The organism is Sphingomonas sp. G5, from assembly GCF_052660795.1.
The window spans coordinates 2,510,143-2,522,532 of record NZ_CP109660.1; the positions used below are offsets into that span (position 1 = coordinate 2,510,143).

Here is a 12,390-nt window from a genome sequence, read left to right on the forward strand (position 1 = left end):
CGTCGAGAGGACGTGCCGTTCCCCGAAGATCGAGTTCCTCGACCGAAGGGACTCCCCCGATGCGCCACCGTCCACCCTCTCTCCGACGTCTCCCCGCCGTCCTGACGCTCGTCGCCGTCTTGTTGGGCGTCGCCGTGGCCCCGGCTGCGAACGCCGCTGACCGAGGCACGGGCTTCGGTACGTGGGCCCCGCTCTCCCGCACCGGTTGGCACGGCTCGATGCGGGTGGGAGATGTTCACACCTATTGCATACATCCCGGCCTTCCCGTCGCCACCGGAACCACGACGGACCACGGCATCACCACCGACGTCAACGGACTGACCCCGCAGCAGCTGATCTCCATCAACTACCTCGTCAGCACGTACGGGCAGACCGGCGACGCGGTGCAGGCCGCAAGCGTCGGGTGGGCGGTGAAAGCCATCGTCGACCGGGATACGACGCTGCACTCCTGGGGGTACGGCGGGAACGAGCTGACCGAGGCGATCGACTACATCATGCGGAGAGCGAGCCCCGAGAACAGCACCGCGATTCAGCAGCGCACCGTGCGGTATCTGGCCGAAGCCGAGGGCATGCCCGTTCCACGAGTGGGCGGCTCGCTGGCGCTGTCGATGGACGAAGACGATCCCACGCGGGGAGCGGTGACGCTCGATGTCGACCCGACCGCCTCGGGAACACTTCGACTCGAAAACGCGGTCTTCGCCGACACGGGAAGCTCCGAGCGTGCCGGAATCCAGGGGGCGGTCACGTACCCGATCATCGCCCCGGCGACGGCGTCCGACGACGGACGACCGTACGTCGTACGGGCCGCAGGTACATTCACCGTGCGTTCGGCAGCCATCCGGTATTACTCGACCCCAGGGCAGCAGGAGTCCGCGGGGCCGGCCGAACCCACCACCTTCACCCTGGCGACGGAAGACGCCTCACCGCGGCCCGTGCGCTTCGCCCCGCGGATCGAGACGGCGGCCACGATCGACTCCCGTGGCCGGTTCGTCGACGACGTCCTGGTGTCTGCCGGTGACGGTGTCTGGCCGCGACACAGCGACGGAACTTTCGTGGTCGTGAGTGCAAGTGCCGACGTCTACCGGACGAACGCGTTTCCCGCCGAGGCCACCGAGATCCCGTCAAATCTCAGCCCGGTCGCACACCTTGAGCTCCGGACCGACCCGAGAATCGGCCCCGCCGTCTACCGCACGACATCGGTCTCCCTGCCCGGTCCGGGCGTGTACACGGCCGTGTGGCGTATCGAGCGCACATCCCAAGACCCTGACTCGGTCGCGCACTTCCCCTCGCGCTATTTCTGGATGGAGCGCTTCGCCACTCCCGCGCAGACGGAGCAACTGGCCTTCTCTCCGCCTCCCGCTGCCCCTGACCCCTCCCCGACGACAACCCCCGCGACCGTCGCCACCGTCATTCCGCCGACACCGCCAGCACCCCCGCTGGTTCCCGCGGCCCTCGCATTGACAGGAGTCTCCGGGACTTCGCTGGCAGTGACGAGCGGCGTCTCCGCTGCCGCCATCGCCTCGGGAATGTATGCGTGGCGGCGGGGTCGCCGACGCGCAGAACCACTGGCCGGCTGATGTTCTGCCGGGGTGGGCGTGCGCCGCTCCACGACCCCGGCAGAACCCGACTGATTGAACTCAAACCCCCGGAGTGGTTCGAAGCACTCCTCGGTGCAGGGTAGACTTGTCTAGTTGCAACGGGGTGTGGCGCAGCTTGGTAGCGCGCGTCGTTCGGGACGACGAGGCCGCAGGTTCAAATCCTGTCACCCCGACCACTTCAAGAATGTTCCAACCTTCGGACGAAGAAACGCGTTCGAAGCCTTCTCTCAAAGGGCCTTCCGCAGACGCGCGGGAGGCCCTTTGAGGTTTTGTTCACTCGACGTCTCGCCGAGACGCGCGGAGAGCGTGCATGGCCTGATTGATGACCGCACGTTCACCCCTTATGGACGTTTCAGCTTCCGCGGCCCTCTAGATGGTTAATTTACGGAAGAGGCCGCACAGAACATCGCGGCGAACGTTTCCGGGCGACATGCGGTAAAGATGAGCGGGGTCCTGGGGTAAATCGAGCTGCGCATGCGCTCGTTTGACTCCGGCGTCGAGACTGGCGAGAGTGCGCTCAAGCTTCTCCGCCACCGCCCCCTTCTGCAATGCGATCTGATTCAGCTTCTCCCGCAGATTCAGTGTTGCTACCGCCCCATCGGCCACCAACTCGATGAGCCGCTCCTCTTGGTCCTCCAGCTTTCGCTGCTCAGACGCGAGAGCTGACTTCATTTCTTGGTCTTTGCGAGCGAGGTGTTCGGCGTCTCAGGTGCGTTGAGGGGAAAGCTGCAACGCACAACCAGCCCATTACGTCGTCACGGGGGCCTCGCGGGCCTCGGTGACCAGCAGCGAAAGTGGCCCGTTGGAGCGAAGAGGGATGGGCACGTGGACCTCTCCTAGCGGCAGTGCGCACGAGCGTCCATTCTGCAGAGACTAATTGCGAACCAGCGGTCACCGACCCCGAGGACACGCTCTCTGAATCGGCCTGACTTTCACTCCTGTCGGGAGCTTTGTCCGGCAGAGACCGAATTGGCTGATTCGAGGTCAGCGTAGTACGCGCGCTTGACCTCGACCGGTGTGCGCATGTCGAGCTCGCCGTGGAGGCGGGAGTTGTCCCACCACCACACCCACTCGAGCGTCGCCAGCTCGACCTGCTCGACCGTGCGCCACGGGCCGCGCTGACGGATCAGCTCGGTCTTGCAAAGGTTGTTCACCGCCTCCGCCATCGCGTTATCGAAGCTGTCGCCGACCGTTCCGGTCGAGGGAACGGCGCCGAGTTCGACGATCCGCTCGGTGTAGACCATCGCAGTGTAGTTCGAGCCGTGGTCGGCGTGATGGATCAGCCCGTCGAGTCGGCTGCCGGCGCCCCAGGCGGCCATATCGAGCACCTGCATCGGCAGGATCTCCGACCACTGCGTCGACGCGACGTTCCACCCGACGATGCGGCGGGAGTAGACGTCGGTGACGAACACGACGTACACAAACCCGGACCGCGTCGCGACATAGGTCACGTCGCCGACCCAAAGTCTCCTCGGCGCCGGCGCGGTGGAGCGACTGTTCACGAGATCGGCGGGTAGCGCCGTGGTCTTGTCGGAGCGCGTGGTGAATACCCGCTTCGACTTGCGCACGCCGCGGACCAAGGCCAGACGCATCAGGCGCTCGGTCTGTCGCGACCAACCTGCCACCCTTGCCGACGCATCAGCGCGTGTATCTTCCGACGCCCGTAGATGCCGTAGTTCTCCGCATGCAGCCTGGCGACCTGCGGGACGAGAAGCTCGTCCTTCAGCTGCCGCGCCGATGGCATCCGGCCGACAGCGGCGCGGTAGCCACGGGAGGTGAGGAACCCTTGAACCGCTGGGCGCGGCACCCGGCAGATGAGCTCGACCCCGAAACGATCCCGGTGTTCGGTGATGAACCGGATCATCTCGGTCAACGGCGGTCGAGCTCCTTCGCGAAAAACACGCTCGAAGCTTTGAGGATCTCGTTCGCCTTCCGCAGTTCCGAGACCTCCTTCTGCAGCCGCTTGATCTCCGCCGCCGCCTCAGTCGTCAACCCCGGCTTAACGCCGGCATCGACTTCGTGACGGCGCTACCAGAGGCGCAGCGTCTCGAGGCTCATCCCGAGCAACCCGGCCACGTGACGGACCGCGCTCATCATCGTCGAATGCGACGGCCGCGTCTCCGCGAGCATCCGCAACGCCCGCTCACGCATCTCCGGCGAATAGTTCCTATTCATCGAGTTCCATCCTCGCTTCAAGAATGGAACAAAGGTCAGGCCATTCAGAAGGTCGTCGCCGGGAGTGCTGGGTCCTGCGCCGGGCCAGATTTGCATCGTCGCTAGTTCCTCAGGTTGTCAGCCGGTTTGAGCCGTGCGGCCTGAATCGCCGCTAGTCCTCCGCCGCTCGCCCCGACCACGAGGCCGACGAGCATGGCCACCGGTGTCAACGCGGTGTCGAAGACCGGAGACCACTTTTGACTGATGGTAACTACGAGTATCGCGCCCATGCCAAGTAAGAGACCGATCGCGCCGCCGAGCAGCCCCACGTATGCCGACTCTATGGTTATCAGTGCGCCGATCTGCGCATTGCGCGCCCCCAGGGCTTTCCGCATGCCGATCTCTCCCCGCCGCGTATGCACAGCGAGTAATGTCGCGTTCATCAGCGCCGCCACAGCCACAATCAAGGCGAGAACGGTGAACGCGGTTAGGGCTGTCCGCAAACCCTCTTCCACTTGCCCGCGGAGGATTGCAGAGTCACTCGGGGCGGCGACAAAAATGGCGTCTGGCTGGTAAGGGTTTATCGCCGCGGGCATCTGCCTTGCGACCTGCGGGGCAGCGCCAGGAGCAGTTATCGCCAGCAGGCTCGCATCTGTTGCCGCATGAGTATTAATGTCTGCTGGGGCCCCCATCACCACTTCTCCACGCAGTAGTGGAAGTCGTGGTGACCCCGTGATCAACCCCGCGACGACGTAGTTGTTCCCGTCAATGTAGATCGAAGGAGCGCCGGCGAGTGAGCTCAACTGCAACTGTGACGCTAACAGGTCACCGATAAGAACCTCGTCCGCATGCAGTTCGCCGCTATGCCATGGCGCCTCCGCCACCTCTAGCCGCCCCGCCGCTGTGATGTTTCCCACGGCGACGTGCGGTTGTACCTGGCGCGACTCAGCGAAGGAAGATACCGTGCTGGGACTGAGGTCCAGCAACACGGCGGCGGCCTCGACGCCTCTCAGGTCTCCCACCACCTCTGGAACGCTGGTCAGCGTGGGCGAGTGCGCGGTCCCCGTAGACCATCGCGCGGTGACCTCACGGTTCAGATGGGCATCGAAGGTCGCAGATACCTGCGCTGTGGCAGAAGACGACAGACCAAGCGTCGTGATCGTAAGCGCTACGGCAATGGCGACTGCGAAGCTAAGCCCTATGGTCTGGTTCCGTCGTGAGAGCACCGACGCCCACGCGTCGCGTAAGAGGTCGAGGACTCTGAGCCGGCTATATGTGCTGGTTGGCAACAACAGAGTATTGGAAGCTACTTGTGGCTCTCCGGCGTTGAGGGACTCTTTAGCCGACCGTCCTAGACCGACGCTGGGGGACAGCGCATCCGAAGTGAGCGGTCTGCCCCGCCACTGATCGCTCACTACGGCGCCGTCTGCGAGACGCACGATGCGCTGAGCACGGGAAGCAACCTCGGACGAGTGGGTAACGACAATCACGGTCGAACCTTTGACATTCAGACGTTGCAACTCGTCTAAGACTCGCTCGGCATTCTCCGAATCAAGATTTCCCGTGGGCTCGTCGGCGAGGATGAGCTTGGCGTCACCGGCTATGGCGCGAGCAATGGCGACTCGTTGCCGCTGTCCTCCCGACAGCTGGGATGTGCTGTCTGCAGCTCGTTCAGCCAGTCCCACAGACAGCAGAGCCTCTTGCGCGCGTGCACGTCGTCGCGCGCGCGGGACACCGCGATAGAGAAGGCCAAGTTCCACGCTATCGACAGCCGGCCGCGCTGGCAGCAGGTGAAAAGCCTGAAAGATGAACCCGATTGTTCTAGCGCGCAGCTGCGGCGCGTTACGAGGTCCTCCCACATTCACGGCTTGTCCATCCAACAGGTACTCACCGCTGGTGGGCTCGTCCAAGAGACCCAGGATGTTCATCAATGTGGTCTTGCCGCCCCCGGAAGGTCCGACGATCGCGACGAACTCACCTTGCTCAATCTCGAGGCTAACGTCGCGCAGAGCGACGACGGCAGGACCCCGCGCTGAGGAGTATGTCCGGGAGACGTGGTTGAGATGAATCTGTGGCACGTCAGCCGACCCGCACTTCTTCCCCCGCCACGAGCGAGTCTGCCGAGGCTGCAACGGCGACTTGGCCGTTCAAGGAACCGAGGACTCGAACGGGAATCTCCGCGAGGGTCCCGTCCTGTTGGCGCTTATGAACGACCGTATTCCCCGAGCCCCGGTCCGTGACCGCCAGAACGGGCACAAGAAGAGCTTGCTCGGGAAGAATGTTTTTTACTACTGTCACCCTCGCCTGCGTCGCTCCAGTGGGCACGTCGAGAGCTGAGCGTGGGATGACGAGGAAGGTGGTATCCGCATCCACGTCGTCACCGGCCGTCCCGGCAGCCGCATCTTTCGATGAGACCTGCGATTTGCCAGCCACGGACGGAGTGATTGCGCCGATGGTTGCCTGAATCTCACCATTTGCAAGCGAAATGGTCGCGGTGTCGCCTTCAACGATGTTGGTCACGTCCGCCGCAGCTGCCGAGACCGACACCACCACTTCGGACGAACCCAGGACAATGTCTGGAGTGCCGCTGACAGCGACGCGCGTACCCACAGGCACGCTGCGTAGGACTTTTGCTGAAGAGGTCGTCATGCCTACGACCTCCGCCACGGGCATGAAAGCGTCTGCGATGACCTTCGGCGCTTCGAGCGGCGTGAGGTTGCTCTTTGCATCACTGCTATCAGCGGTCACATCCCGATTAGCGCCAGTATCGGCGGTTGACGAGCGCGATGATCGCGACGGTTCGCCCTCCGGTCGCGGACGCGTAGGCGCGATGTAACCAGCGTCTTTGTACCAGCTCTGCAGGGCCTGAGCGGTTCCAACCCCAAAACGGCCGTCCGCTTGAACGGAGTATCCTGCGCTCGACAATGCCCGCTGGAGAGCCTCCACGTCGGGCCCCTGGTCTCCAAATCCCATATCGCGATAGAACGGAAAAGGTGCCTGCGCCAGAAGCACTGGACGTCCATTCGTCTCGATAAGCACACCGCCATTGCTGACTATATTCCCCTCACCTATGGCACGCCCGGTGACGACAGTCATCGCCGCGTCGGGAGCAGGGAGAAGGTTTACCTCCATGGTGAACGAAGGCCCTATTTTTCCGGTGAAAGTATGCTCTTCAGCAAGCGACCCCTCCGCAACGATGGAAAAAACGGGGCCGGGCGATGGAGCGGTTGCGTTCGCCTCGAGCTGTTCGGGCGACTGGAACAACGTTGCGAGCCACCACCCGCAACCGAGCATCGCCACAGCGGAGACGACAGAGACGGCGGTCCACCACCCGTATTTGGAGTTTCTGGTCCGATGAATGACTAAACCTGCACTTTCCTGAACCTTACGATCACCTAGCTATAGGTCCGAGAGCTATGCGCTAGCAGGAGCGCTGCAGTCAACCCATGGGGGCGGCCGGTGCATTTTCTGCGATGATCGCTAGCAGATCCTTTTTGTGAGCGCCCGCCTCGGCACGGATGCGGTCGAGCTGATCGCGGTTCTGGTCCATCAACTTCTTCTGCTGGTCCCACTCAAGGTTGTATCGCGTCTCGCTGACGCCGCTGGACTCGCGACACTGAGCGTCGGCTACCGCGACGGCGATCTCATCCCCGGACGCCGCCATCGTTCGAGACTCGCCGTACAGACCGAAGCGCTCCGCCACAGCTTGCGGCGGCATCTGCTTCCAGGGGGTGTCTGACACGGTGAAATCCACCTTCGGAGTAAGACATTCTCGCCACCGAGCGACGGCTTCCTGAACACTCGCGTCCTGGACGGCGACATCGCTCGCCTGCATCGCCAGTCCCATCACGTAGTTCTGTGCGTCGACGTCACGAACAGTCTTCTCGCTTCGAGCCTCGTCAGAGCATTCTTCGAACTTTCCCGTGAAGTCGTCGTCGGGAGTGTACGAGTTGGCGAAGTCTGCGAATGCTGCCCACGCATCGGCCTCGTTTGCGTCTCTAGGAGGCGCGAAGTGATACCCAAAACGCTTGGCAAGAGGCTCGTCAAACAAGCGGTATCCGATCTTGTTGAACCCTTCAGGCCAGAGGAAGGCTGAGTCGCGCCAAGGCACCGGCCACTCGTATCCCTGCCCGGTGAGGCATTTTGAAATGAGCAACTGCTCCGCGTAGTTGCTCAATTCGGGTGAGTACACGATGAACTCCTCAAGCGGGAGCGACCATTGCGTCCTGTTCTTTTCAGAAACAGGCTGCCCCATCTCAACTACTCCCGTGGATTGATCAGGCTGTTTCGGCTCGGCACTGAAGGTGCACCCCGAAACTGCAAAACATGCCATGACCAATAGCGCGGCCGGCGCGAATCGCCGGCCGCGCTGCGTGAGGTGACTCAAGCGCATCGAGAGGTGCCCTTGGATCCAAGCGCACCCGTGAAGTAGGCGGACGTAATACGGTCGTTCCAGTTCTGGCCGTCTACATTGTTGAGATTGGGCTTACCGTCGTGGCGGAGAATCGTGAAGTAATACCCGTTCTGGAGGTCGTGCTCGTAGAACCGAGCGTTGTCCGAGAACCCGTAGTTGTACGCCGACGAGGTTATGTCGTTGTAGCTGTAGTTCCCCAAATTGTCGATGCAGTATTCGAAGTACAGCATCCGCCAGTTCTGAGCCGCATCAGTGCCGTAGTCATATCCCGACCACAGACAGCTTTTCCCCTGAGTCTGACACCCCGACGGGGCTGCGTTCGCAGGCGCGGCAACTGCGACGACTCCTCCGATGGCAAGCACGGCCCCGGCAGCGACCGCGGCGATTGTGCGGCTCCATGACTTTTTCATCCTGTTCCCCATTCAAATGCCCCCTTATTCGATCCGGATGCCGGATTCATTTACTTGCTATTGCGCTTCGTGTCTAGCAGGACGGAGCTGTGGAAATCAAGGATCGATGACTCGAGGCAACCACCGGCGAGTATCAATATCGAACCTGACCGGGTCTTTACGTGATGGGGAGACCCAGTATTTCTTGTTGCCGAAGACGCTCGGATCGAATGCACAGTGGGCGTCCAGTTGCGTGATCCTCCTTGTCAAGTCGGCCATATGGGGGACAACGCCCGGACTATGCACCCACGGCATGGATGCAAGATTCGTTCCTCACGCGTTCCTCGTCTCGGGGTAGCACACGCACCTCGGGGTCGACGTGGCATTTCATAGAGGGTGATTGACCTCCAAATGGGTGACAGGCACGTGCGATTTAGGACGCAAGAATTGATATGCGGCACCGGCTATGCGGGTGGCGGAGATAATCCCTTTGGGCGCGATGTGCGTAGTGCCGCACAACTCCGGTTTCGTAAACCTCATTTCAACAGAATGGGAATCGTCACAGCCTGAACGTCGTCGTTGGCCAGGCGCTGCTGTGCGGTCGCATCGAATGCCGGACCGGAGGTCGGCGCGAGCGACTGGTCTTCCCCGGCGAAGGCCGCGGGGGCCAGCAGACCGGAAGCGGTGAGCGCGACGGCGGTGGACGCTGCGGCCCACCCCATACGCTTCATATTTCGTGTCATCGTCTCATCTCATGTGTCGGTGAAAACGCGCGATGAGGCAGGACGGGAATCTCGATAGGGCCCCCACCCATCTCTCAGCGTCGAGGATTACCTTGGGGGAACCTGAGCGTTGTATATGAATTCGATTTCGTTTTTCGATGTGGATGAGGAGATTCTCATGTCCCGCCGTTTCGCTGCCCTCTCCGCGCTTGCCGTCGGCGGCATGATCGCCGCGGCGTGCGCCGTCCCCGCGAGCGGTACCGCCCCGGCATCCGAGTGCGGCCGCTGGGCCGGGCAGGGACCGGAATTCCTCACACTGGAAGACGAGGTCCTCACCGGCAGCGACGGCTGCAATGGGCTCAACGGCTCGTACTCCCGGGAGGGCGACACGCTCACCGTCCGTCTCGGGCTGTCGACGCTGAAGGCCTGCATGGGCGTCGACACCTGGCTGCGCAGGGTGGCCACCGCGACAATGGCCGGAGACACGCTCACGGTGTTCGACCGCGCTGGTTCTCGGATCGGCATCCTCACCCGAGCCGGCTGAACCCGCGCCCCCACCCACTGCAGGACGCAAGGGGTGACGGGAGCCCGCCGGTAGAATCACTTCGTACGCGGGCCCCTCGGCGGCCCGCCCGCCGCGCGCACGCGACACCTCCGTGCGACGACCTCTCATCTTTCAGGAGCACCGTGTCCGACGCCTCGCCCCTCCTCGTCGCCTTCGACCTCGACGACACCCTCGCCCCCTCGAAGTCGGCGATCGACCCGCGCATCGGTGACCTGCTGCTCGCCCTGGCCGAGAAGGTGGAGGTGGCCATCATCTCCGGCGGGCAGCTCCAGCAGTTCCGCAGCCAGGTCGTCGAGCGCCTCCCCAAGGCCTCTCCCGAGCTGCTCTCTCACTTTCACCTCATGCCCACGTGCGGCACCCAGTACTACCTCCTCACGCCCGCCGGCGTCGAGACCGTCTACGCCCACTCGCTCACCGACGACGAGAAGCAGCGCGCTCTCGCCGCCGTGCACGAAGAGGCCGAACGCCTCGGCCTCTGGGAGTCGGAACCGTGGGGAGACATCCTCGAAGACCGCGGCTCGCAGATCACGTTCTCGGCACTCGGGCAGTCCGCCCCCCTTGAGGCGAAGATGGCCTGGGACCCCACCGGCGAGAAGAAGAACAGCCTGCGCGAGGCCGTGGCGAACCGCATCCCCGACCTCGAGGTCCGCTCCGGCGGATCGACCTCCGTCGACATCACCCACCGCGGCATCGACAAGGCCTACGGCATGAACAAGCTCGTCGAGGCCACCGGCATCCCCCTCGACGACATGCTCTTCGTCGGTGACCGCCTCGACCCCGACGGAAACGACTACCCCGTGCTGGCGATGGGCGTCGAGTGCCAGGCCGTGCACGGGTGGGAAGACACCGCCGCGTTCCTCGAGCAGCTCATTCCGACGCTTCCCGCACGAACCGGGCACTGAGCCCGCGGGGCGCGAGCCGTCAGAGGATCTGCCCGATCGGCTCGCGCTTCTCGGCCTGGAATCGATCCTCGGTGCGCCCGTACGCCCAATAGCCCGACAGAGATACCTGCTCGCGACCCAAGCCCCACCGCGTGAAGACGAGGTCGCGGATCCGCTTCATCGCCTCGCGCTCTCCGTGCGCGAAGACATGTCCTCGCCCGTCGTGCGGATGCCAGGAGGTCACGGCATCCGCCAGGACGTTCGTCGCACCCGCCACGGCGGACCCGCGGTGAACCCAGACGATCTCGACTCCAGCCGGAGCGTCGAGCGAGAGCTGCTCGTCGGCGGCCTGGACTTCGAGGAACGCCGCGCCGACGGCATCCGGGGCCAGGGCCTCGAGAGCCGCGGAGATCGCGGGGATCGCGGACTCGTCGCCGATGAACAGGTGCCAGTCCGCCGTGGAGTCGGGCGCGTAGCCGCCGCCGGGCGACGACACCACGAGGCGCTCCCCCGGCTGCGCGCGCGCCGCCCACGGGCCCGCGAGCCCCTCGTCGCCGTGCACCACGAAATCGATGGTCACCTCGTCGCCGTCGACCGCGCGCACCGTGTACGTGCGGGTGACGGGGAGGTCCTCCGGCGCGAGCGTCTCGCGCAAGGCAGCCAGGTCGTACGGCGGCTCGAGGCCCAGCTCCGGCTTCGCGAAGGTGATCTTGACGTACTTGTCGGTGTGCGGGCTGTCTCGGAACGCCTCCAGGTTCTCACCCCGAGCGCGCACGCGGACGAGGTGCGGGGTCAGACGCTCGGTTTCGACGACGTGGAGCACGTGCTGCGGGCGCGGCGGGCGCGCGGGTCGATCACTCATGGAGATCCTCTCGAGCGGACGGTGAAGAGCGCACGGCGACCCGCGCCGCGTCACCGACGGCGGCCTCGGCCGCGTCGGACGGGCTCAGCGCCTGCGCCACCTCGGTGTAGTAGTCGGTGATGTGCGCGCGCACGGCCTCGCGCGCACCGTCGGCGTCGCCCACCGAGACCGCCGCGACGATGTGCCGATGCTCCGATCGCAGCCGCTCGGCTACGGTGGGCCACGCGTCGAGACGGGCCGCACCCGCGCGCGTGTACGCCTCGATGGAGCTCCGCAGTCCCGCCATCATCGCCGAGATGACCGCATTGCCCGACACCTCGGACAAGGCCTGGTGGAAGCGCGCGTCGAGGGCCAGGAACTCGTCGGGCGCGAGGCCCTCGGCATCCATCGCGTCCAAGATGGCCATCACCTCGGTGAGGTCGACGTCGTCGCGGGCCACGCGCTCGGCCACATCGCACTCGAGCACGATGCGCGTGCGCACCACGTCGGTCAGGGGGAAGCCGTTCGCGGCGACCTGCAGCCGCAGGAAGGCGGCCAGGCCGCCCCTCGGCGTCGTGACGATCATCGCCCCGGCGGTCGGCCCGGACCCGGTCGCCGTGCGGACGACCCCGAGCACCTCGAGCACACGCATCGCCTCGCGGACGCTCGAGCGACCGACGCCGAGCTGCGTCGCAAGCTCGCGTTCCGGGGCGAGCCGGTCGCCGGGAGCCAGACGCCCCTCGCGGAGGTCGCCTTCGATTCGCTCGAGGACCACCTGCCAGGCACGGGGTGCGGTGTTCGGCATGGCATCCCCCGTCCTCTCGGA

At 64.4% G+C, this 12,390-nt stretch carries 13 protein-coding genes and 1 tRNA gene; 4 read left to right on the plus strand and 10 right to left on the minus strand.

Annotation, left to right across the window (positions count from 1 at the left end):
• Positions 1-59: 59 nt before the first annotated feature.
• Positions 60-1,577 carry a hypothetical protein gene (locus NE358_RS12075; protein ID WP_289938842.1) on the plus strand — a complete coding sequence of 506 codons (1,518 nt, stop codon included), beginning with the start codon at positions 60-62 and terminating at the stop codon, positions 1,575-1,577.
• A 120-nt stretch (positions 1,578-1,697) separates the two neighbouring features.
• A tRNA-Pro gene (locus tag NE358_RS12080) sits at positions 1,698-1,774 on the plus strand.
• Between the two features lie 193 nt (positions 1,775-1,967).
• Here NE358_RS12080 and NE358_RS12085 read toward each other — a convergent pair.
• From NE358_RS12085 to NE358_RS12120, 8 genes are all read right to left on the minus strand, one after another.
• Complete coding sequence (locus NE358_RS12085; protein WP_267787708.1) at positions 1,968-2,270, minus strand: hypothetical protein; 303 nt, start codon at positions 2,268-2,270, stop codon at positions 1,968-1,970.
• A gap of 260 nt (positions 2,271-2,530) precedes the next feature.
• Positions 2,531-3,190, minus strand: a complete 660-nt coding sequence (locus tag NE358_RS12090) for an IS3 family transposase (protein ID WP_289938848.1) — start codon at positions 3,188-3,190, stop codon at positions 2,531-2,533.
• Positions 3,190-3,462, minus strand: coding sequence for an IS3 family transposase (locus NE358_RS12095; RefSeq protein ID WP_289942621.1), 273 nt, complete (start codon positions 3,460-3,462; stop codon positions 3,190-3,192). Before NE358_RS12095 ends, NE358_RS12090 begins: the two co-directional genes overlap by 1 nt.
• Before the next feature lie 412 nt (positions 3,463-3,874).
• Positions 3,875-5,830, minus strand: coding sequence for an ABC transporter ATP-binding protein/permease (locus NE358_RS12100; protein ID WP_289938850.1), 1,956 nt, complete (start codon positions 5,828-5,830; stop codon positions 3,875-3,877).
• Between the two features lies 1 nt (position 5,831).
• Entirely contained in the window at positions 5,832-7,046 is a 1,215-nt protein-coding gene (locus tag NE358_RS12105) for a peptidoglycan-binding domain-containing protein (RefSeq protein ID WP_289942622.1), read from the minus strand.
• A 145-nt stretch (positions 7,047-7,191) separates the two neighbouring features.
• Positions 7,192-7,944, minus strand: coding sequence for a hypothetical protein (locus tag NE358_RS12110; protein WP_289938852.1), 753 nt, complete (start codon positions 7,942-7,944; stop codon positions 7,192-7,194).
• Between the two features lie 191 nt (positions 7,945-8,135).
• A complete protein-coding gene (locus NE358_RS12115) occupies positions 8,136-8,576 on the minus strand; it encodes a hypothetical protein (protein WP_267787714.1) in 441 nt (146 codons plus the stop codon).
• A gap of 515 nt (positions 8,577-9,091) precedes the next feature.
• On the minus strand, positions 9,092-9,286 hold the full coding sequence (locus NE358_RS12120) for a hypothetical protein (RefSeq protein WP_289938856.1): 195 nt from the start codon (positions 9,284-9,286) through the stop codon (positions 9,092-9,094).
• A 169-nt stretch (positions 9,287-9,455) separates the two neighbouring features.
• Between NE358_RS12120 and NE358_RS12125 the strand changes: the two genes are divergently transcribed.
• Both NE358_RS12125 and NE358_RS12130 read left to right on the plus strand, forming a co-directional pair.
• Positions 9,456-9,821, plus strand: a complete 366-nt coding sequence (locus NE358_RS12125; protein ID WP_289938858.1) for an META domain-containing protein — start codon at positions 9,456-9,458, stop codon at positions 9,819-9,821.
• A gap of 143 nt (positions 9,822-9,964) precedes the next feature.
• Positions 9,965-10,744: an HAD-IIB family hydrolase gene (locus NE358_RS12130; protein WP_289938861.1), complete on the plus strand. Its 780-nt coding sequence runs from the start codon at positions 9,965-9,967 to the stop codon at positions 10,742-10,744.
• Positions 10,745-10,763: 19 nt separating this feature from the next.
• On the opposite strand, the gene NE358_RS12135 is transcribed toward NE358_RS12130, so the two are convergent.
• Positions 10,764-11,585 (minus strand): siderophore-interacting protein, encoded by an 822-nt coding sequence (locus NE358_RS12135; RefSeq protein WP_116239130.1) that lies wholly within the window; start codon positions 11,583-11,585, stop codon positions 10,764-10,766.
• A complete protein-coding gene (locus NE358_RS12140) occupies positions 11,578-12,369 on the minus strand; it encodes a FadR/GntR family transcriptional regulator (RefSeq protein WP_289938865.1) in 792 nt (263 codons plus the stop codon). The genes NE358_RS12135 and NE358_RS12140 overlap by 8 nt, the downstream gene beginning before the upstream one ends.
• Between the last annotated feature and the right edge of the window lie 21 nt (positions 12,370-12,390).

Coding starts and splice junctions, on each gene's coding strand:
- NE358_RS12090 (WP_289938848.1), bottom strand. CDS start 3,190: ATGCGTCTGGCCTTGGTCCGCGGCGTGCGCAAGTCGAAGCGGGTATTC.
- NE358_RS12085 (WP_267787708.1), bottom strand. CDS start 2,270: ATGAAGTCAGCTCTCGCGTCTGAGCAGCGAAAGCTGGAGGACCAAGAG.
- NE358_RS12135 (WP_116239130.1), bottom strand. CDS start 11,585: ATGAGTGATCGACCCGCGCGCCCGCCGCGCCCGCAGCACGTGCTCCAC.
- NE358_RS12120 (WP_289938856.1), bottom strand. CDS start 9,286: ATGAAGCGTATGGGGTGGGCCGCAGCGTCCACCGCCGTCGCGCTCACC.
- NE358_RS12105 (WP_289942622.1), bottom strand. CDS start 7,046: ATGCTCGGTTGCGGGTGGTGGCTCGCAACGTTGTTCCAGTCGCCCGAA.
- NE358_RS12125 (WP_289938858.1), top strand. CDS start 9,456: ATGTCCCGCCGTTTCGCTGCCCTCTCCGCGCTTGCCGTCGGCGGCATG.
- NE358_RS12075 (WP_289938842.1), top strand. CDS start 60: ATGCGCCACCGTCCACCCTCTCTCCGACGTCTCCCCGCCGTCCTGACG.
- NE358_RS12095 (WP_289942621.1), bottom strand. CDS start 3,462: ATGATCCGGTTCATCACCGAACACCGGGATCGTTTCGGGGTCGAGCTC.
- NE358_RS12140 (WP_289938865.1), bottom strand. CDS start 12,369: ATGCCGAACACCGCACCCCGTGCCTGGCAGGTGGTCCTCGAGCGAATC.
- NE358_RS12115 (WP_267787714.1), bottom strand. CDS start 8,576: ATGAAAAAGTCATGGAGCCGCACAATCGCCGCGGTCGCTGCCGGGGCC.